The 20,021-nt window shown below is 60.0% G+C and carries 18 protein-coding genes; 3 read left to right on the top strand and 15 right to left on the bottom strand.

The genetic code is table 11. The annotated features are described in order from the left end of the window. The first annotated feature begins 564 nt into the window (after positions 1-564). Positions 565-2,634, top strand: coding sequence for a recombinase family protein (locus tag AC0NID_RS01260; RefSeq protein ID WP_474033408.1), 2,070 nt, complete (start codon positions 565-567; stop codon positions 2,632-2,634). Between the two features lie 140 nt (positions 2,635-2,774). Here the strand turns inward: AC0NID_RS01260 and AC0NID_RS01255 are convergent, their stop codons facing one another. The 7 genes from AC0NID_RS01255 to nifB form a co-directional block, all read right to left on the bottom strand. After that, complete coding sequence (locus tag AC0NID_RS01255) at positions 2,775-4,679, bottom strand: ABC transporter ATP-binding protein (protein ID WP_473457731.1); 1,905 nt, start codon at positions 4,677-4,679, stop codon at positions 2,775-2,777. Next, a complete protein-coding gene (locus AC0NID_RS01250; protein ID WP_473457732.1) occupies positions 4,679-6,541 on the bottom strand; it encodes an ABC transporter ATP-binding protein in 1,863 nt (620 codons plus the stop codon). Before AC0NID_RS01250 ends, AC0NID_RS01255 begins: the two co-directional genes overlap by 1 nt. Positions 6,542-6,634: 93 nt before the next feature. Next, positions 6,635-7,519, bottom strand: coding sequence for an SIR2 family NAD-dependent protein deacylase (locus AC0NID_RS01245; protein WP_473457733.1), 885 nt, complete (start codon positions 7,517-7,519; stop codon positions 6,635-6,637). 38 nt (positions 7,520-7,557) lie between these two features. Next, entirely contained in the window at positions 7,558-7,770 is a 213-nt protein-coding gene (gene nifT / locus AC0NID_RS01240) for a putative nitrogen fixation protein NifT (protein WP_473457734.1), read from the bottom strand. Then, a complete protein-coding gene (locus tag AC0NID_RS01235) occupies positions 7,767-8,087 on the bottom strand; it encodes a nitrogen fixation protein NifZ (RefSeq protein WP_473457735.1) in 321 nt (106 codons plus the stop codon). Before AC0NID_RS01235 ends, nifT begins: the two co-directional genes overlap by 4 nt. An 86-nt stretch (positions 8,088-8,173) precedes the next feature. Then, positions 8,174-8,368 carry a 4Fe-4S dicluster domain-containing protein gene (locus AC0NID_RS01230; protein WP_008878193.1) on the bottom strand — a complete coding sequence of 65 codons (195 nt, stop codon included), beginning with the start codon at positions 8,366-8,368 and terminating at the stop codon, positions 8,174-8,176. A 32-nt stretch (positions 8,369-8,400) separates the two neighbouring features. Further along, on the bottom strand, positions 8,401-9,819 hold the full coding sequence (nifB, locus tag AC0NID_RS01225) for a nitrogenase cofactor biosynthesis protein NifB (RefSeq protein WP_473457818.1): 1,419 nt from the start codon (positions 9,817-9,819) through the stop codon (positions 8,401-8,403). Here nifB and AC0NID_RS01220 point away from each other — a divergent pair. After that, positions 9,734-10,078: a hypothetical protein gene (locus AC0NID_RS01220; RefSeq protein WP_473457826.1), complete on the top strand. Its 345-nt coding sequence runs from the start codon at positions 9,734-9,736 to the stop codon at positions 10,076-10,078. The genes nifB and AC0NID_RS01220 overlap by 86 nt on opposite strands. Before the next feature lie 301 nt (positions 10,079-10,379). On the opposite strand, the gene nifA is transcribed toward AC0NID_RS01220, so the two are convergent. The 8 genes from nifA to AC0NID_RS01180 all read right to left on the bottom strand — a co-directional run bounded on the left by nifA (position 10,380) and on the right by AC0NID_RS01180 (position 18,625). Next, complete coding sequence (gene nifA / locus AC0NID_RS01215) at positions 10,380-12,137, bottom strand: nif-specific transcriptional activator NifA (RefSeq protein ID WP_473457737.1); 1,758 nt, start codon at positions 12,135-12,137, stop codon at positions 10,380-10,382. A gap of 167 nt (positions 12,138-12,304) precedes the next feature. Beyond that, positions 12,305-12,604: a ferredoxin family protein gene (locus AC0NID_RS01210; protein WP_473457739.1), complete on the bottom strand. Its 300-nt coding sequence runs from the start codon at positions 12,602-12,604 to the stop codon at positions 12,305-12,307. Positions 12,605-12,616: 12 nt separating this feature from the next. Continuing rightward, the gene (locus AC0NID_RS01205) at positions 12,617-13,924 is read right to left on the bottom strand and encodes an FAD-dependent oxidoreductase (protein ID WP_473457740.1); all 1,308 of its coding nucleotides are present in this window, start codon (positions 13,922-13,924) and stop codon (positions 12,617-12,619) included. 11 nt (positions 13,925-13,935) lie between these two features. Further along, positions 13,936-15,045: an electron transfer flavoprotein subunit alpha/FixB family protein gene (locus AC0NID_RS01200; RefSeq protein WP_473457742.1), complete on the bottom strand. Its 1,110-nt coding sequence runs from the start codon at positions 15,043-15,045 to the stop codon at positions 13,936-13,938. Positions 15,046-15,063: 18 nt separating this feature from the next. Then, on the bottom strand, positions 15,064-15,912 hold the full coding sequence (locus AC0NID_RS01195; protein ID WP_473457743.1) for an electron transfer flavoprotein subunit beta/FixA family protein: 849 nt from the start codon (positions 15,910-15,912) through the stop codon (positions 15,064-15,066). Positions 15,913-16,096: 184 nt separating this feature from the next. Next, positions 16,097-16,474 carry a nitrogenase stabilizing/protective protein NifW gene (nifW, locus tag AC0NID_RS01190; RefSeq protein ID WP_473457745.1) on the bottom strand — a complete coding sequence of 126 codons (378 nt, stop codon included), beginning with the start codon at positions 16,472-16,474 and terminating at the stop codon, positions 16,097-16,099. Between the two features lie 469 nt (positions 16,475-16,943). Continuing rightward, a complete protein-coding gene (gene nifS / locus AC0NID_RS01185) occupies positions 16,944-18,140 on the bottom strand; it encodes a cysteine desulfurase NifS (protein ID WP_473457747.1) in 1,197 nt (398 codons plus the stop codon). 164 nt (positions 18,141-18,304) lie between these two features. Further along, positions 18,305-18,625, bottom strand: a complete 321-nt coding sequence (locus tag AC0NID_RS01180; RefSeq protein ID WP_473457749.1) for a HesB/IscA family protein — start codon at positions 18,623-18,625, stop codon at positions 18,305-18,307. Positions 18,626-18,946: 321 nt separating this feature from the next. On the opposite strand from AC0NID_RS01180, the gene AC0NID_RS01175 reads away from it, so the two are divergent. Next, positions 18,947-20,008 carry a hemin-degrading factor gene (locus AC0NID_RS01175; protein ID WP_473457751.1) on the top strand — a complete coding sequence of 354 codons (1,062 nt, stop codon included), beginning with the start codon at positions 18,947-18,949 and terminating at the stop codon, positions 20,006-20,008. Positions 20,009-20,021: the final 13 nt, after the last annotated feature.

Below are 20,021 nucleotides of genomic sequence, written 5' to 3'. Positions count from 1 at the left end.
AACAGGGCCACGCGCACATAGAGCACGAAACGATCGAGCCCTGCTGCTTGCCGGCCGAAGGCGCCGGCCAGCCACGACTTGCCGGTTCCGGTCGGACTGGGCTCATAATGCCCGTTATCAGGATGGCGAGGCAAAGAAGATTGTCCGTTACGCCTTTCATCCGCGTTCGGGCGGGGAGATTTTTGTCACAGGCCGTCAGCGTTATTGCGGTGAGCCGGCCTATGTCGGGCGACAACCGGATGGCAGCCTGGCGCTGATTCCGATCTGGATGACGGAAGAGATCGCCCTGACGATGGCGGTTCGCGAGGCGCCCCGTTTTCCCCTTTCATGCCTGCGCGACCTGCGCAGCGAGGTGGATGCAGGTCTACGTTTTCTGCAGAGCGACTCACGCCAGCCAGGAGACGACCATGCAGCGCAGGCAATGCCGAACCGACCAGCCAGACCTGTTTTCCACGAAGGCTCCGCCATCGAGTCTTCCAGGCGAAGTCCGGGAACGCACCCTCCCGCTGATCGAGACCTTGCTGAGGGAAGCGGTGGTGAGCCAGACGGAACGGGAGGCAGATCATGAAGATCACCGCTGAACATCTCGCGCGCGGCGCCTATGTCTATGTCCGGCAGTCGACGGCCGATCAACTCGTCAACAATCCAGAGAGCCGGCGACGCCAATATGGCCTTGCCGAGCGAGCGCGGTCCCTTGGCTGGAAAGAAGCCATCGTCATCGATGAAGATCTCGGTCGTTCAGGGTCTGGCATCAGCCGTCCGGGCTTTGAGAAGCTTCTGGCGGCGATCTGCGAAGGTCGGGTTGGTGCGGTCCTCGCCATTGAAGCCTCCCGGCTGGCCCGCAATGGCCGGGACTGGCATACGCTCATCGAGTTTTGTGGCCTTGTCGGAACGCTCATCATAGATGAGGACGGCATCTACGAACCGCGTCATCCCAACGACAGGTTGCTGCTCGGCATGAAGGGCACGATGAGCGAACTGGAGCTTTCGATCCTGCGGGCCCGCTCGATCGAAGCCCTGAAGCAGAAGGCACGCCGGGGCGAACTTTTCCTGACGGTGGCGATCGGTTACGTCAAGTCGGGCCGGAACCGGATCGAGAAAGACCCGGACCTGCGGATCCGCGAGGCGATCGATCTTGTATTCCGGCGTTTCGACGAACTGCAGAGCATCCGGCAGGTGCATCTGTGGCTGCGCAGCGAGGGCACTATGCTCCCTGCCGTAAATTACACGCGCGCGGCGGACAGGGCGATCGTCTGGAAGCTGCCCGTCTACAATACTGTGCACCACATTCTCACCAACCCGATCTACGCCGGCGCCTATGCGTTCGGGCGAACCTGCAGCAAAGTCACCATAGAGGCCGGACGCAAACGGATTTTGCGTGGGATCAGGCGCGATCGCGCCGACTGGGAGGTCTTGCTCATCGACCATCACGAAGGTTACCTGAGCTGGCACGATTTTGAGAGGAATCAGCGCCTGATCACGGACAATGCCACAAGCAAAGGCTTGGTGCCGCGCGGTGCTCTTCGCCGGGGCGAGTTGCTGCTCGGCGGTCTCTTGCGCTGCGGCCATTGCGGCCGCAAGCTGCATGTCTCCTATTCCGGCAGCAACGGCAATACGGGGCGCTATCATTGCCGCGGAGCGCAGCTCAACCACGGAACCGACCCGTGCATTGGCTTCGGATCGTTGCGGGTCGATCAGGCGGTCAGCGCGGAGGTTCTTCAACGCCTTCAACCGCTCGGCATCGAAGCGGCGATCAAGGCCATCGAGACCACCACCGTGCAGGCTGGAGAGAAGCGGCGCCATGTGGAGCTCGCACTCGAGCAAGCACGTTATGAAGCCGCCCATGCACGCCGCCAGTATGACGCCGTCGACCCGGACAACCGGCTTGTAGCAGGCGAACTAGAGCGACGCTGGAATGCCGCGCTCGTAGCCGTCCGCGAGCGTCAGGACGAGCTTGACGCGCTCGACCGCCACAAGCCTGAGGCTCTGGGAGAAGAGGAACGGCGGAGCCTGCTGCGCATGGGCGCCGATCTCGAACTGGCATGGCATCATGCCAACGCCACCGCCACCACGCGCAAGCGGATCATCCGCGCCGTGATCCGCGAGATTGTCGTCGCCATCGAAGACGACCACATCAAAATGCTGGTGCATTGGCAGGGCGGCGACCATACCGCGCTTTCGGTCAGGAAGAACAAGGCAGGCCATCACCGTTGGGGCGCCCCGCCGGACATCGAGGAACTGATCCGTGCCCTGGCACGCCAATTGCCGGATAGAGCGATCGCATCGCTTCTCAACCGGCTCGGCAAAACCACGGGTCGTCAGAACGGATGGACGCAGTCCCGTGTCTGCACTTTCCGCAACCAGCACGACATCGCCGTCTACAAAAAGGACGAACGGTCGGAGCGCGGCGAGTATACATTGCAGGAAACGGCTGCAAAGCTCGGGCTGCGGCCAATGACCGTGCTGCGCATGATCCGCGCCGGCGATCTGAAGGCCGAGCAGTATTGCAAGGGTACGCCCTGGATCATCCGTCATGAAGATATCGAGCAACTCGATATCCAGCACCATTCCGGCAGGAGCGGACACAGTCCATTATCACAATCACAGGATCAGCAGATCCAGCTTTTTCAATAACATAGCGAGGTGTGCATTATGTCGTGGGATCGGTCTGGCCAGTAGTGATCAGGTTCCCATGGCCGTCCGGGATCTAGCGCAATATCTGTTCGCGCTTTCGCCGGTGCCCCTGGACGGTCAGATACGGCTCGCAAGGAGCATCAGGTACGAGAGTCGGCTTGTCCGGCCGGATCGGCTTCCTCTTCGGGAATGTCGTCGAAGGACGAGTAGTTGAGATTGTAGAGTTTGGAATAGAGCCCGCCCATAGCCATCAGTTTGTCATGGTTGCCGGTCTCAGCAACCTGGCCGTTCTGAAGCACGATGATACGATCGGCACCTCGGATTGTGGCGAGACGGTGAGCGATGACAAGCGCGGTCCGGCCTTCAAGGAGCTTTCTGAGAGCCTTCTGGATCAGCATTTCCGTGTAGCTGTCGATGCTGGCGGTGGCCTCGTCAAGAACAAGAATTTTGGCGTCGGCAACGAGAGCGCGGGCGAAACTGACAAGCTGGCGCTGGCCGAGAGAAAGGTTGCCGCCGCGTTCGCCGAGTTGAGTTTCATACCCGTCAGCAAGGCTCATGATGAAGTCGTGGGCGCCGACCACCTTGGCGGCCTCGATCACTTTGTCCCGCGTGGCTTCCGTCTTGTGGTAGCGGATGTTCTCGAAGATCGTCCCGGTGAACAGAAATGGCTCCTGCAGCACCATGGCGATCTGGAGCCCGAGCGATTCCTGGGTAAGATCGCGCACATCATGTCCCCCGACCAGGACTTGACCTTGCTGAACATCATAGAAGCGGTGGACGAGGGCCATCGCGCTCGATTTACCAGAGCCGGTCGGCCCGACCAAGGCGACCGTCTCGCCGGGATTGACCCGGAAGGAGACTTTTTTCAGGACCGGATGGTTGGGCTCGTAGCCGAACGCGACGTTCCTGAACTCGACCGAGCCGTCCATTTCGGGCGAAAGGATCCTGGCATCCGGTTTGTCCTGGATCTCGATCCTGACGTCGAGCACATCGGTCAGGCGCTTGCCGGAGGCCATTGCGCGCTGCATCACGGAATATTGCAGAGTAAGTGAGCGAATTGGGTCAAAGAAGCGTTGGATGTAGAATATATAGGCAACCAATACGCCCACATCGACGCGGTCATTCATGATCATGGAGCCGCCGACCACAATGACGACAGCCATGGCGAGGCCGGTTAGGCCATCGACGATAGGGACCATGACCTGCGCATACCTGGCAGCGGTCAGGTGAGTCGTGAGGTCGGCATGTGCCTTGTCGTCATACAATACGAAGTTGACGTACTGGCGGTCCATGGACTGGACGGTTCGGACGCCTTGAATCGCTTCGGCCAATGCGCCGTTGACGACTGAATTGGTCTCTTGTGCAGCCATGAAGGCCTCGCGGGCACGCGGCAGCCACACGATGCGGATAATCAACAGGGCCGGCAAGACCGAGAGCGTCAGAAAGCCGAGATTGAAGTTGACCGACAGTATTACGAAGATGATGCCGAAGAGAAGCGCAATGTCGCCTACGGAGTAGATCGAGTTTTCGAGAAATTCGTGGATAGAGTTGACGTCGCCCTGAAGGCGAGACATCAGGCGTCCTACCTCGGTCTTGTCCATGAAGGAAAGCGATACCTTCTGCAGATGGGCAAACATGGCGCGGCGGATGTCGAAGAGGACGTTCTCGGCCATTTTCCCTACCACGGTTTCTTGCGCGTAGGCGGCGCCGAAATTAACCAGAATGGCAAGCGCAAACGCGATGGCGGCCTCAAGCAGGGCGGAGGCATCAGCGCCTACCGGAATTATGGCGTGGTCGATCGCGTAGCGGATGATCAGCGGGATGAGAAGCTGCGTGCCAGTGAAAATCAGCAATGCGGCAAGGGAGACGACCGCCATGACTCGGTAGGGACGAACGAAGGCCCATATGCGGCGAATGATGTTTTTGTCGAAAGCCCGGCCAAAGATCTCCTCCTCGATGCGATGGGACCCGACGACCGCGCGCCGAGGGCGTCTACCGCTATCATTCGGTTCGATTTCGAGTTCGTTGGCGTGCCGCTTGGCCATCAGGGCGCGCCTCCAAACGTGGTCGCAATGTCATCTCCCGGGCGCAACTGAAGATCATAAAGGGCCTTATAGCGTCCTCGCTTGGCCAAAAGCTCTTGATGGGTGCCGCGTTCCACGATCTCGCCGTTGTCGACAAACAGAATCCGGTCGGCGTGCTTGAGTGAACTCAGCCGGTGGGCGATGATGATCGTCACCCTATCCCTTGCGAAACGCCGTATCGCCGCGCGGATGCGCAGCTCTGTGGCGGCGTCGATCGCGGCCGTTGAGTCGTCGAAAACGACGATTGATGGGCGCAACATCATCGTGCGAGCTATGGTGAGACGCTGACGCTGGCCGCCCGAGAGAGAGGCGCCGCGTTCGCCGACGACCGTCTTGTAGCCAGCGGGGAGGCCGAGAATGTAATTGTGCAACTGGGCGGATTCGCTAGCGCGCTCGATCGGCTGTTCCTTCGCCCAGGGGTCGCCATAAGCGATGTTGTTCTCGATCGTGGTTGTGAACAGGAATGCATCCTGCTGTACGACCGCGACCGCCTTGCGAAGCGATGCGAGGGTGACCCCGCGGATGTCTTGCCCGTCAAGCATGATGGTGCCACCAGTGACGTCGTAAAAGCGGGGGATCAGGTGAGCAATTGTCGACTTGCCAGAACCCGGCGGACCCACGATCGCGATCGTCTCGCCCCTACGGGCGCAGAAGGTAATATTCTTTAGAATGACTCGGTTTCCGGTGCCGGGATATGCAAACGAGACATTGTCGAAGCGCAGAGTTCCTTCACCGATCTCGAGCGGTCTTGCACCGGAAGCATCCCCGATCATGATGTCCCGGTCGAGCAGACTGAAGAGGCGCGAACCGCAAGTGTAAGCGCGGGCGAAGCCGTTGACCATCAGTCCGATCTGGCGGACGGGCATTTGCAGGATCGTCATGAACGTCAGGAACGTCGTGAGCGTTCCAACGCTGATCTGGCCGGCGATGAGTTTGTCGCAACCGACCCAGAGGACCAACCCCATGGCGACAAAGAAGGCGAGGGTCATTGCCGACGTGTTGGGCACGTACACGTCGACCTGCTCGTGCGCGAGTTCGAGCGCATTTGTCGAGGCGATGTCGAACTTCGCCATCTCATGAGCCTGTGCCGAAAACGCCCGGACAACGCGGATGCCTGCGAGATTTTCTTCCATCACGCGTCCCAGGACGGAAAGCCGCTCCTGCAGGTCGAGCCAGATGGCGCGTAGCTTAAGCTGGGTGACCGACGATCGCCAGGCTACGAAAGGCACGAAGCTCAGCGCGATCAAACCGAGCACCGGGTCGGTTGAGATCATCATGCAGGCGCCTATCCCGATCAGCATGGTGAGCAGAAAGAACCTAACCAGGGCGGTGGAAAAATACATCCGCACGCCGTCGAGATCGAGGATGCCGAGGGTGATCAGGTCGCCTGAATGCACCCGGTCGTGAAAGGAAAAGCTCAGGCGCTGGACCTTGTCGTAACAAGCAAGCCGCAGTTCGTACGCGACGTGGTGCCCGACGGCTTCGGCAAAGTAGTTTTGCGCCATCGTAAAGAGGCCGCGTAGCGTACTCGCGCCGAGCAGCAGGAGAGCAGGAATCCAGAGGGCTTGTTCTGCAGCCGTCACCGTGACACCGCCCCCGATGGCTACTTGGGTCTGGTCGACAGCCCGGCCGAGAAGCTGGGGAATGAGCAACTGCAGGATTACGGCTACCATCGTCGAACCGATAGCTAACGCGACCTGCCACGGGTGCCTCAAATTCATGCGCGTAATGCGCAGTAGCGTGCTCAAGCCCCGGCCCCACCCGGCCGCTTTTACATGCGCGGACGATTTGAGAGAGGTCGTGCCAACAGCATCACTGCCCACCGAGTGCCCCCGACTGAATTTTCCGCCTTCGGAAGCGAGCCGGTCGACTCACATCAAAGACGTCCCTCCAAGTTGATCCTGGCCACCATCGGTTCAACATGCTGATCCGGCGAGTTGCGCCACGGCTTCGCTCGCTGGCATGTCGATCACCGTGATTCCGCTTCCCGCAAGGAAACGGGCTTCGTTTCTGGTCAGCGTTTGTCCGTCCATTATCGCGTAACGGGGGCCTTCCGAGCGCTTCATGATCTGCCTGGCGTAAGTGCGCAGCATCTGATCATTGAAGCGGCAGCCGACGAAGAAAAAACCCCGGTCGACGCGTCGTTCCTTGACCACGTCAGGGATAGGCGTCTGGATATCGATTTCAGTCAGGGCTTCGACATAGTCGGAATCGGCGATGAGGAAATTTGCGGCCGGCCTAATACTGCCATGTGGCGCATAGAGAACCGTCTTTGTCGCTGCTCCAGCCTCGAGTTCCCTTCCCGACAAGTCGTAAGTTCTGGTCCAAATGTCGCCAACTTCGTTCGCCCGCGTGACGCCTTGTATCTCGACGACGTCGGTTCGGCCGACCTCCGCCAGCGCCGCGCGCATGGCGCCTTCGTACCAGCTGTCGATGATGAGGGAGAGCGGGAGTTTTGCGAGCCAGGCGTGGAGGATGCTCGGCGCCGCCGGCCCGGCAAATATATCAGTCATCCAAGCTTGAAGTGTGCGGCGATGCCGGCGCTGTTCGATGAACTGCGCGACCGACCACATATTGGTGCGGATCTTCGAGGGGGCTGGCGCCCGCGTGTTGAGTGCCTCGGCAACGGCTTCGGGGGTACACGGTACAGGCGGCTCAGCAGAGCTGAGCCGGAGGAGACCCGGACCGAGATACGGGATCACCTGATCGGAGACTAACGCTCGTCTGGCCAGCTCAAGCAGCTTTCGGGCAAAACTGTCCCGGACGACGACTAGGTGGCCCGAGGTCGGGATCGTGTTCATGCTCGTTTCCTCTTGACGCCTCTCATTGACGGGCGGCATCAGTCCCCGTCGGAAAGCTTCCTTGCCTCGACGGTGATCGGCAGACGCGTATGCGGCGGAAGATCGGGAAGGAGGAGCCGCCAGCCGTTCCTGAGCGTTACGACCCCGCCCCACAGGTCCTGGTTCTCGAACTTGATAATCGGCTCCTCGAGATCCTTTTTGGGGACATACGCCGACAACCCGGCCTCGGTCTTGCGGATCATTACTTTCATGCGGCCGTTCCTTTATTGGCGTTTTCTTCGGCACGGCAGGGAGCGTCGGCGTTGTCGAGGCTCGTCAATTCACGCGCTCGCATGCCGACGACCGTCCCACGGTCGATCCATTCGACCGCGTAGATGAAGAACTGCTGTAGAAACGTGCCAATGTCGCGCACATAACCCTCTTCGCCCTTGCAGACGAGATTTTCGCCGATCTCCCTGCCAGGATAGGTGCCGTCATTCTTAATGTGGCGAGTGGCACGGACCCGCTCTCCCGGCTGAAATTGGGGAGGTCTGCGGATTTCCACCTCCTGTTCGCGTGCGAGCCGCATGGCGGTTCCTGGTTTCTGAGGCTAGTGTCATTGATGAGGCGCGCAGGCATTCCCCGGGCAGCCAGTTGTGTGGGTACCCAGTGGACTCAGGCAGGAACGCAGGTCTTCGGCACAGGACACACCGAAGCACATTGCTGCGTATCGAAAGCTCCCTCGCATTCGGTGCACTTCTGCAGCTCGACCACGTAGCTCTCGCCTTTGAACTTGATCGCACCCGACGGGCATTCGAATTCGCAGGCGCCGCATTGTGTGCATTGGGATGCGATGATCTTGAAAGCCATTTTGATTCCTGATTCGAGTAAATGAGATAGGTTCAGGCCGTCGCGGCGAGTGCCTGGACGCCGAACTCGGCGGCGTAAATCGAGCTGATTGCCGTTTCGATGTAGTCATGGCCGTAAGCGTCGGTTGCTCGGATACCGGCGGCCGCGAGCTGATCCTTGGGGCAATCTCCAATTTTGACGCAAAGCACTACGTCTACGCCTTCAAGCGCAGCGATGACCCCGTCGAGAGTGGCCTTCTCGCCCCAACCCCCGAGGCAATACTGCTCAACCTTGCGGTGCCCGATAAAGTTGATCCCTATCGGCGACGCTTCATACACCTGGAATTCCTTGGCATGGCCGAAGTGTTCGTTGACGCGGCCGCCGCCCTTAGTCGCCACCGCAACGAGGAGGGACTTGCCGGAGCTCGTTGTCTTGACCATTCCGATCGCTTCGCTCCTGGCTGCCAGGCGATCACGGCGCTCGTCCGCGACCAGCTCCCGATAGGCTTCGCGCTTGCCGGCATCGTAGGTGAGCTCGCCGGGAATCTGGTCGAGTGTGAATTCCTGGCCACGATCCTCGCCCAGCAGGCCGACGGCATCTGCCCGGCACTGCCGGCAGTGGCGCATCAACTTGGCGCCGCCTTCAAGACGATCCTGAAGAGCCTTCATCTCCATTGCATTTGGGCCGCGCTGCCCGGTCAGTCCGTAGTGCGTTCCGTGCGCGGGGTCCGAAATCAGGGGCATGACGTTGTGCAGGAACGCGCCGCGCTGCTTGACCCACTTATTCACCTCAATCAGGTGCTGGTCGTTCACTCCAGGGATCATCACCGAATTGATTTTGGTGAGGATGCCGCGCGCGCTCAGCATCTCTAACCCCAGCATCTGCCGCTCGTGCAGAATTCTGGCGGCTTGGATGCCGACGTAGCGGCGATGGTCGTAAAAGATCCAGGGATAGATCTTTGCGCCGACTTCCGGATCGACCATGTTGATCGTGATCGTCACGTGATCGACATTCATGTCGGCAAGCTCGTCGACGTGGTCCGGCAGCGCGAGCCCGTTCGTAGAGACGCAGAGCTTGACGTCGGGGATTTCCCTGACGACGCGTTCGAACGTCGCCCTCGTCTTCTCCCAGTCGTAGCAGGCATCGCCCGGTCCGGCGATGCCAAGCACGGAAAGCTGCGGCACTTCATTGGCGACCGCGATCACCTTGCGTACTGCCTGGTCGGGCGTCAGCTTTTCCGAGACAACCCCGGGCCGGCTTTCGTTGGCGCAATCATATTTGCGATTGCAGTAGTTGCACTGGACATTGCAGGCCGGCGCGACGGCGACGTGCATGCGCGCGAAATAGTGGTGCGCCTCTTCTGAAAAGCACGGGTGATCCTTGATCTTGTCCCAGATGGCCGGATCCACATCGTCCGGCCTTGTCGACGACCCGCAGGACGAAGATGCGCAGCCACCTGACTTCGCGTTCACCAGCAACTGGTCGGAGACCCTCGCGCCGGTCAGGCTCTCAACTGAAATCACCGGTGCGGCCATTGAACGGCTCCGTTACGGGTTAACGTCGCGGTTCGAAGCGCAAGAGCAATGCCAACTGAAAAAGTGGCGCAAGTTCACGAATTGGCTTTGCGCGTCGGATATCATGGAGTTGCTCCGACATAGCTTTGTCGGACTTCTAACAGGACTATGTGAGAAGGTGAGGAAGACGACCCGGCCGGACATCAGTTCAAGATAGAAATCCCGCGTCGGCCGCTCGGCCGTGATCGCCCTCGGCACAACTCCCGACCGGTCTTCCGACGAGGATGTCGGTCTCGGCGACGGCGAGCTCGTCCGCGCTGAAGTTGCCACTGCTCACTTGGGTCTGCATGGTTCCGATTCAGAGTGTGGGGTGACTCCTTTCTGCGATCGGCAAGACGTCGGCAAGGGCGGGTGATGAAGGGGTGTGACAGCATCACACACTCGCGCAGCTTTGGCCCGGGCTCCGACACATTTCGCGTAGCTGGCGCAGTGTTCTCGTTCTCCACGTCATGAGAATGCTAGAATTTCTTCACATCGATACCGTGTCGGCGCAAAGCGTATCCGACCTGTCGCGGCGTGACGCCGAGGACACGGGCGGCCTTGGCCTGAACCCAGCCGACCTTCTCCATCGCGCCGATCAGCCGATCGCGTTCCGTCAGGCGCGGGACTATTGCAGGGAGAGCGGGATCGTTTGCAGGGTCGGCAGTATGGGGTCGCACGTTGTCCTGCGGGGCGCCGAAGCGCCCGGCCGGCATCGGCAATCCGGCGGGCATCATATTGCTTCGAAAGCGCTGGTTGCCGGTATTGCCGCTGAGCGAATGATCAGCTTTTTTCCAGAGGAGCCAAGATAGGCATTGGTTATTGTTGCAGGCAAAATCTGATGGAGCGATTGTCCTTGAGCGCGCTAGCGTGGCCGTCCTTTGCACGCAGTTCTCCAATTCGCGGACGTTACCAGGGAAGTAGCATTGTGAGATAAACTCGAGCGCCGACGGCGCGAAGGCGAGTTCGAGATGGTTCTCCTTGTTGAATCGTTCGAGGAAGGCGTTCGCAAGGCGAGGGATATCCCCCGGTCGCTCTCGGAGCGGAGGCAGGATGATTGGCACCACATTGATGCGATAATAAAGGTCGGCCCTGAAATCCCCGTTTACGACAGCCGACTCGAGATCCCTGTTGGTGGCGCATATAAGTCGCACGTCGACCTGCAGCGTCTTGGTACCGCCAACACGCTCCAGTTCGCCTTCCTGCAAGACGCGTAACAGCTTCGCTTGGAAGGCAGGCGAAATCTCGCCGATTTCGTCGAGTAGCAGCGTTCCCCCGTTTGCCAATTCAAAACGGCCGGCGCGCTGGGAAATTGCCCCAGTGAAGGCGCCTTTTTCATGTCCGAACAGCTCCGACTCCAGAACGCTTTCCGACAGTGCGGCGCAGTTCAACTTGACGAAAGACTTCCTCCGCCGGCGCGAGAGCCTATGTATGGCTTGCGCGAAAAACTCCTTGCCGGTGCCGCTCTCGCCCCTCAGAAGCACGGTGGAATTCGTCCTTGCTACAATGGAGACGGTTTCGAGAACCTGCTTGAGTGCGGGGCTCTCCCCGATGATCCCATCCATCTTGACGGGCGCATGCGGGACGGGGTCGGTCCGGTCCTCATCGGACGAATTCTCCGCTGTCCAGCTCTCATCGACGCGCCGCTCACGATCCCTAGTCAAACCGCGATGGAGGCGAATAGTGCGGCCTACGAGGTTGGCCACCATCGTCAGGAAGCAGATGTCCTCATCGTAGCGGGACCCGTTTGCGCTGTCTCTTACGATCGACAACGTCCCAAGGATCCTGTCCTCAGCCTTAACCGGGACGCCGATAAAGGCCATTGGGAGGGAATTGACACCAAGACGGGTTTGAAGCTCGGCCTGAAACAACTCGGACGTGCTGAGGTCCGCGATGACGAGCCGCGTGCCCGTAGCGACGATTTGATCTATTGCCGCCTTTGGTATGATGGGGTGAGTGCCTGATGGGCCGCTGCCGGCACTCGCGGCGATCTCCGGCTCACCTTCAGAGTCCAGGACAAAGATTGCTCCGTGACGCATTTGCACAAACGACGGGAGAGTGTTCGCGACATTGGCAAGCGTAACCTCCAGCCGGGCGGGAGCCATCAGCGCCTTCGACACCTCGTAGATTCCCTTGAGCCAGTCATCTGCTTCGAACATCCCATCACTGGCGGGTTTGCGGAAGGTGTCTCGAGGTCCTACTCCGTTGACCCGATCATCCGGCCGTATGTGAGCCATGGAAACACCTCAGCGGTTGTGGTCCAGGGTGCTCCTCCCAAGCGCCTTCATCAGTTCAGGAAGTTCATTCGCTCCGCAATTTGGCGAGATGGTGCCGGCAAGATTGCGCTTTGTCGCGAGTTCGGGAGTACACAGGTGCACACCCGCCGAAACGGTGCCAAAGCCGATCATCCAAACTTGAAGAGGACGCCGAAGCCACCACGCGGATAATTCCATTCGATCTCGCCACTGGCCTCGCACAAAACGCGGCAGGTGCCGCACTCCATGCAGCCATCGGCGGTGATTTCAACTTGACCTTTGTCGTTCAATTCATAGCATTTCGCCGGACATACGCGGGTCAGCGCGAGCAGATTCGCGCTTGGTTGCTTGTGCGGTCGCACCTTTATATGCGGACGGCCGGAGTCCACAAGATAGCGGTTCTGGTAAAGCTTGTCTTCGACACGTAATTCTGTCCCTGGGTTCGTCATGTCGTCAGTGCCTCACCGCCACGCCAATGCCAGCCGGATCGCGTCGCTGACCAGCCCCAACCGCGAGCGCGCCTTGATGAAGGCTGCCGTGGTAGCCTTTTCCTTTTCGATCTTTGGCGTGCCGTCGACACGCATGAAGTTCTGCGCGGCTTGTGACATTAGCCGCGGGTAGGTCGTGAAGAAATTGCAGGCGTTGGTGTGGAGTAAAGCTGGCATGTCTTTGTATTTCCGCAGGTCTTTGACCACGAAGGATTTATCCAGCATCGTCTTGTAAAGGGCGAGGTTCTGTTTGGTCATAGGATCGTTGCGTCTCTTCAGCTGGATGATAGCCTCAGCCGCGATGCGACCCGAGGTCATGGCGAGGTTAGAACCCTCGCGGTGAACGGTATTGTTCAATTGCGCGGCATCGCCGACAACGACCCAACCGTCGCCAAAGAGCTGCGGAATAGCCTTGTAGCCACCTTCGGGAATGAGATGAGCCGCGTATTCTTTCACCTCCGAACCGGCGATCAACGGCCGAATCGAAGGGTGGTTTTTCAGGGCGTCGAGGAGGCCGTATGGGCTCTCCATCTTCGCGGCGAAATCCGAGACGAGGCAGCCGACGCCCAGTGAGACCGATTCCTTGTTGGTGTAGAGGAACCCGAGCCCGGCCATGCCGTGGGATATCGTGCCGACTGCCTCAATCACGCAGCCTTCACTCCCTTTGACCCCGAACCGCTGCTCAATGACCTCTTCGGGCAGGAAATGCATCTCCTTGACTGCGAGCGCCACGGCTTCCGGCTTCAGCATCTTGCGCAGGCCGCCCCGCGTGCCAAGCAGCCCGCAAACACCTTCTGCAAGAACAACTACGTCCGCGTAGATAACTCCGCCGGCCCGATCCGTGCGGACGCCGATCACCTTGCCCTTGGCGTCACGGACGAGTTCCGTCACCGTCGTCTCGCACAGAACCGTCGCGCCGGCCTCGCGCACCCTGCGCGAAAACCATTTATCGAACTGGGCACGAATGATCGTATAGCGGTTGGGCTTCACCTCGTTGAAGTCGTCCGACCGATAGTGAATCCCGGTGTGGGAGGTGTCGTCCATCACCCAGAGCCGCTGTTCAACCAGATGACGTTCGAGAGGTGCATCATCCCGGAAATCCGGAATGATCTTCTCCAACATGTTCGCATACATGATGGCACCCTGGACATTCTTGGAGCCCGGATATTCACCTCGCTCCAACTGCAGCACCTTCAAGCCGTTGCTTGCCATAGTGTAGGCAGCTGCGTTCCCGGACATGCCGGCGCCGATGACAATGGCGTCGAACTTTTCCTTGATCATCTCCATCTCCCTTAGCTCGCAAGCTTGTCGCGACTGTGCGGTGACAGCCGCCGGGTGAAGGCCTCGGTCAGCGCCGGCAGGAAGCGAACGGCATCGGTGACGATCCCGAGGTGAGCGAAATCGAAAATCGGCGCGTTTGGGTCGGTGTTGATTGCCACGATGAGATCGGCTCCCTCAACTCCAACGCGGTGCTGGATGGCGCCGGAAATACCGGCCGCTATGTAAAGCTTCGGCCGGATTGTCTTGCCTGTTTGGCCGATCTGCCGATCGGCCGACATCCAGCCCTTTTGGACCAGCGGCCGCGAACAGCCGAATTCGGCGCCTATCACTCGCGCGAGACTCTTCACAAGCTGCAGGTTCTCCGCTCCGCCGAGACCGAGCCCTCCCGCAACCACCACATCCGCATAGGCGAGATTGGCGTTACCCGACTGGCTGTCCGGAAGGAATCCTAGCACCTTGGTGACGATTTCATCCTCGGCTAGCGACAGCTTGTGCGGGATGACACGCCCGATCGCTTTGTCGGCCCGCTGGGGCATCGGCATGACCCTCGGTCGCACCGTCGCCATCTGCGGCCTGTAATTGAGCGTGTAGATCGTGCATAGCAACGAACCGCCAAAAGTCGGGCGAGTCGCGGCGAGCGAACCGTCAGCATCCACGTCAAGTTCGGTGCAGTCGGCCGTTAGCCCTGTGAGCAAGGTGGTTGCGACAGAACCGGCGAGATCCCTGCCGAGCGTGGTTGCACCGAGAAGCAGGATCTCCGGTTTGTAAGTAGCAACCAGATCGGTCATCGCCTTGGTGAAAGGCTCATTACGATAGTCGGCGAGCACCGGCGCCTCAACGAAGTAGACGAGGTCGGCGCCATAGGCGAAGGCCTCGGCGACTGCGTTCTGGGTGGCTTCTCCCGGGGGTCCGAGCACAGCACCCGCGAGCTGGACGCCAAGTTTGTCCGCCAGCTTGCGGCCCTCGCCAAGCAGTTCGAAAGATACTGGATGGACCTGCCCTCGTTCGAGCTCGATAAAAACCCAGACGTGCCGATAATCCCTGAAACGCTCGGGAAGCTCCTTCTTCATCCCGGCACGGCCGGGGGGCTGGCGAGGGGTGTCTGAGTTCGTGCTCGACATATGGTCTGCTCCTTGCCGTCACGCGCCCTCGAAGGCGAGTTCCGGTTCCAGCGCCGGCTGGCGGGTGAAGATTGCACCGATCAGTTCGTCGGCGACATCGCGCAGCGTCTTCTCCGCGGTCTCAATTTGCGCGGCCTTTTCCGACCGGGCGATAGGGGCAAAAACGCGTTTGACGACCGTCGGCGAGCCACGCAAGCCGCATTTGGTGAGATCTTCAATGCCGGCGTCGGCCGCGCTCCATTTCACAATCTGGCTGCGCGCGGCGCAAAGAGCGTCTTCGATCGAGCCCCGGCGCATCTCGTTTGTGCCTTCCAGCATGGTGATGAGGCAAGGCAGCCTGCTCTTCAGCTTCTGGGTGCCGCCCTCGCAACGGCGCTCGACCGTGATCTCGCCTGCAGCAAGGTCAATGGAGGCGATTTTCGCGACATAGGTGAGTTGGAGCAGATCGAGACGCTTGGCGATGCCGGGCCCGACTTGGGCGGTGTCGCCGTCGATCGTCTGTTTGCCCGTGAAGACCACGTCCGGCGTGCCGAACGTCTCGCCGATCTTTGCGATTGCCTGGGAAAGAGCAAAGGAGGTGGCCAGCGTGTCGGAACCGGCAAAATAGCGGTCGGTCAAAAGCACCGCCCGATCGGCGCCATAGCCGAGCGCCTTGCGCAGGGAGTCCTCGGCCATAGGTGGACCCATGGTGAGCACGGTGACCTCCCCACCATAGGCGTCGCGGAGCCTGAGTGCTTCTTCGAGGGCGAACAGGTCGTAAGGGTTGATGATGGTCGGCACACCCTGGCGCATGATTGTGTTCGTCACCGGATGGACCCGTATCTGTGCCGAGTCCGGCACCTGCTTGATGCTGACGACGATATGCATTGGCGTTCTCTGCGCTGTTATCCCGATGCGGGCTGGCGGTGCGAGTTCTTGGTTGCATCATTCGTGCCAAGTGATTTGCGAACGTCCGTTCCTTGTAAATTGCATTGACCTTTTCTGAGGCTCCCCGGATTCGGTGCCCGAATTGTCGGCTTGTCGACATTGTCGCGTTGCAACTATGTAGCGCTTATTGGCCGAACCGCTTCAGGACGGAGTCGAACGGAATGAATGTGCGGCCTGGCGTGTGAGGTTTGTTCGGATTGTGATCTTTGAGCACCTTGAAAACCCGGTGCGTGAGCGGCGAGGAAAGCGCGAAATCCTCGTAGGCGCGTTCCAGCATGGCGCGCATGCGCGCGGCGATCACCTGGTCGGGCAGACCGGAGAAATCTTCCTCGGCAAGGTATTGGCCCACACGTTTGAGGATATGCAGCCGTGAGACATTGAGCACCTTCGGATCATACGAGACGCCAAGGACAGCGAAGAACTCCTCGGCGGATGAGAGGCCTTTCAGGCGCGTGAGGATGTTGGTGACGTCGATGGGACTGCTTTCAGCGGAACAATTCATTGCATTCTCCCTTGTCGGAAATGGTGGTTCTGGTGCGTTTGTCGCACATTCGACATGCAGCGCCGAAAGCCGCGGTTTGATGAACGAATGCGCTCAGCCAGCGCGGCAATCGCCTCGTCGACACAACTGGGCTCCGTTGCCTGGCGCTCGGTCCCGACCGAGGTCTGGCGCGAGCACCAGTGACAAGAGCCGCATTGCGCGCCTTGAGAGCCGCACACGCCGCTCTCGAACGACGCATGGAGATCGTGCGAGGTCATCTGGCACCATGCCGTGAGCCGCACCGGGACACTCCGTGCGACCACGGCGCCAATTGCGTCGATTTCGTCGGTTCCCATCACCGCGTGCCGATCTCGATCTCAGGCACGCCTGCCGCAAGCAGGCGGTCGCAGGTTTTTGCGCCACCGTCGAGGCAATGCCAGTTGCCTGCTCGCCCTCGCGCAGGGTGGCATCCTTGAGAAGACCTGGCTGCTCACAAATAATTTGGAACGCATTGGAGATCCTCGGCGCTGCGTCCATTCGACCCGGAACTGTGGGCGTGGCGCAGCGTCTCCACGATCGAAGGCAAGACCTCGAGCACCCGGTTCACGTCTTCTTGTCCGTTGTCACGCGCGAAAGAGAATCGGACCGCCCCATGTGGCATTTTCATTGCCCTCAGCACATGGCTTGGCTCCGAACGGCCCGATGTGCAGGCGGACCCCGAGGAACAGACGACACCCTCGCGGTCTAGGAGATGCAGGATTCCATGGCCGCCCTCAATATGCTCGAAGGCGATGTTTGCGGTGTTCGGCAAACGCTCCAGGGGATCGCCATTGACGAAGCTGTTTGGGACACGCTGCAGAAGCCCGTTCTCGAGCCGGTCGCGGAGCCATCTTATCCGGGTGATCTCGTCATCCATGAATTTCAAGGCAAGTTCGGCGGCCATGCCGAGCCCGACTATGCCGGGCGTGTTTTCGGTGCCCGCGCGCCGGTCGCTCTCTTGGTGACCCCCCTTGATCAGGGACTGGAACGGCACGCCGCGCTTGACGAAAAGTGCGCCGACCCCTTTTGGTCCATGAAATTTATGGCCGGAGAGCGACAGCATGTCGATCGCGGTTGATTTCAGGTCGATCGGGAGCTTGCCGACTGCCTGCACGGCATCAGTGTGGAAAAGGGCGCCGACTTCCTTGGCCAATTCGGCGAGCTTGGCGATGGGGAAGATTGTACCAGTCTCATTGTTGGCCCACATGATTGAGACGACCGCCACGTTTGGGGTAAGAGCGGCCCGGTAAGCGTCGACATTCAGCCGGCCATGGCGGTCCACCGGGATCCTGTGCACCTTAGCGCGGCGCGTCTCCTCAAGATGAGCGCACAGGGTCAGCACAGCCGGATGTTCGACAGCGGACGTCACGATCTCTGTTCGGTCCGGCATCACCTCGAGCGCCGAAAGAATGGCCGCATTGTCACTTTCCGTTCCACCCGAGGTGAAGGTGATCTCATCGTCGAAGGCCGCGCCGATCAGCGCCTGCAACTGACGCCGCGCCATTGCCAACGCAGCGCCGGCAGAGGCGCCAAGACGGTGCGCCGACGAAGGGTTGCCGAATTGGTCGGTAAGGAACGGCAACATCGCTTCAACGACCGCGGGATCGAACCGGGTCGTTGCGTTGTTGTCGAGATAGACAACTGTCATGGTGGTCTCCAATCGAGCGGAATGACGTTAAGCGCGAGCTGGTCTCATCGAGCCTGCGCCATTGAGAGTGCGACGATCCAGCGCAAGTCCTCCACAGGTTGACGCAGGCCCGGGACCAGGGTCACCGCCAAGCTCACCAAAGGCGCCCTCTGTTTCTTCGACGATCAGCCGAATGACTTGCCGCAGGAGCACTTTTCTCGCGCGTTAGGATTATCGAAAACAAAGCCGGAGGATTCGAGACCCGTGACGAAGTCGACGGCCATGCCGGCGACATGCAGTTGCGAGTCGGCGTCCACAAACACTTTGATCCCATCTGTCTCGACAATGGCGTCGCCCTCGCGCGGGACGCTCTCCAGGCCGATTGAATATTTGAAGCCGGAGCAGCCGCCGGCCTCAACCATTATGCGAAAGCCGTCTGCGGGCTCACTAGCGGCGGACAGAGCGGTCTTGACGGCGGCAACGGCCTTGTCGGTGAGCGTGATCATGGCTCGCTTCTCCTCGATGCGGACGAATTGCGGATTACCGTGCATGGACCGTGCCAATGGAAAAAGCCGTTTTCGAACAGCGAGACATCCCCAACATGCCCCACGATTCCGCCTTCGGAATTGCCGCGTAAGCGTCGAGCATCGACGCGTATTGTCGGATTTGTCGGTTCCGCCACACTTGGATGGGCCCGAGTTCCTCCTCGAACTGCATTCAAGCCGGGTTTCCGGGATGCTTCCAGGAATTGGTACGCCTTTTGAGGCTCCTCTTGGCGCGGGCTAAGGCTCCCAACCGACAATGTGCGCAAAGCAGGGGTATAAGACATGCACCAGCACGAGAAACCTTCGCCGGAGACAATCCGGCGAGCACGCGAAGACTGTCCCAGCATCCGCGGCCGCGATCTCGCCGGCAAACTGGGCATTTCGGAAGCGGAGCTCTACGCAGCACATTGCGGTTTTGGCGCGCTGCGTATCGAGCCGCGCGTCAATGATGTGCTTACCGGTCTCGAGGCCGTCGGCGAGGTGATGGCGCTGACTCGCAATGACAGTGCCGTGCATGAGAAGATAGGCATCTACGACAAGGTGTTCACCGGCAACCATCGCGCCATGGTGCTCGGCAATGACATTGATTTGCGCATCTTCCCGAAGGTGTGGACGCATGGCTTTGCCGTGGAGACACGCGAAGCCGAGGAGATCCGCCGCGGGCTGCTGTTCTTCGACGCGACAGGCGAGGCAGTGCACAAGGTGCATCTGAGATCCTCCTCAAACCTCCATGCCTATCGAAAACTGATAGACGAGCTCCAATCCTCCAACCAGGAGCCGATCATCTCGGTTGAGACGAGGTCGGCCGAAAACGACGCAAAGATTCCGAACCAAGCCGCTGCGGTCGGTGACCTACGCGAGCACTGGAGTCAGCTGACCGACGTGCACCAGTTCTTCGGCATGCTGAAGGCGCTCAACCTCAGCCGCCGCCAGGCGGTGCGAATGGTCGGCGAGGACTACGCCTGGCTGCTCGACCATGCTGCGCTTGGCTCCATGTTCCAACGTGCGGCCGAAGACGAGATGCCCATCATGTGCTTCGTCGGCAATCGTGGCTGCATCCAGATCCATTCCGGCCCAATCAAGACAGTCAAGCAGATCGGGCCTTGGATCAATGTGCTCGACAAGACCTTCCGCCTGCATCTCAGAACCCACCACATCCGTGAGGTTTGGGCTGTTCGCAAGCCGACCAGGGACGGCCACCTCACATCACTTGAAGCTTATGGTGCCGACGGCAAGATGATCATCCAGTTCTTCGGGATGCGGGAGGAAGGCGAATCCGAGCGCGACGACTGGCGGTCACTGGCCGAAAACCTGCCGCGCATTCCCCGTTCAACCGCTGCTTGAGGCAACGCCGATG

The organism is Mesorhizobium sp. WSM4821 (assembly GCF_055901555.1).
This window is presented reverse-complemented; position numbering and strand designations above follow the sequence as displayed.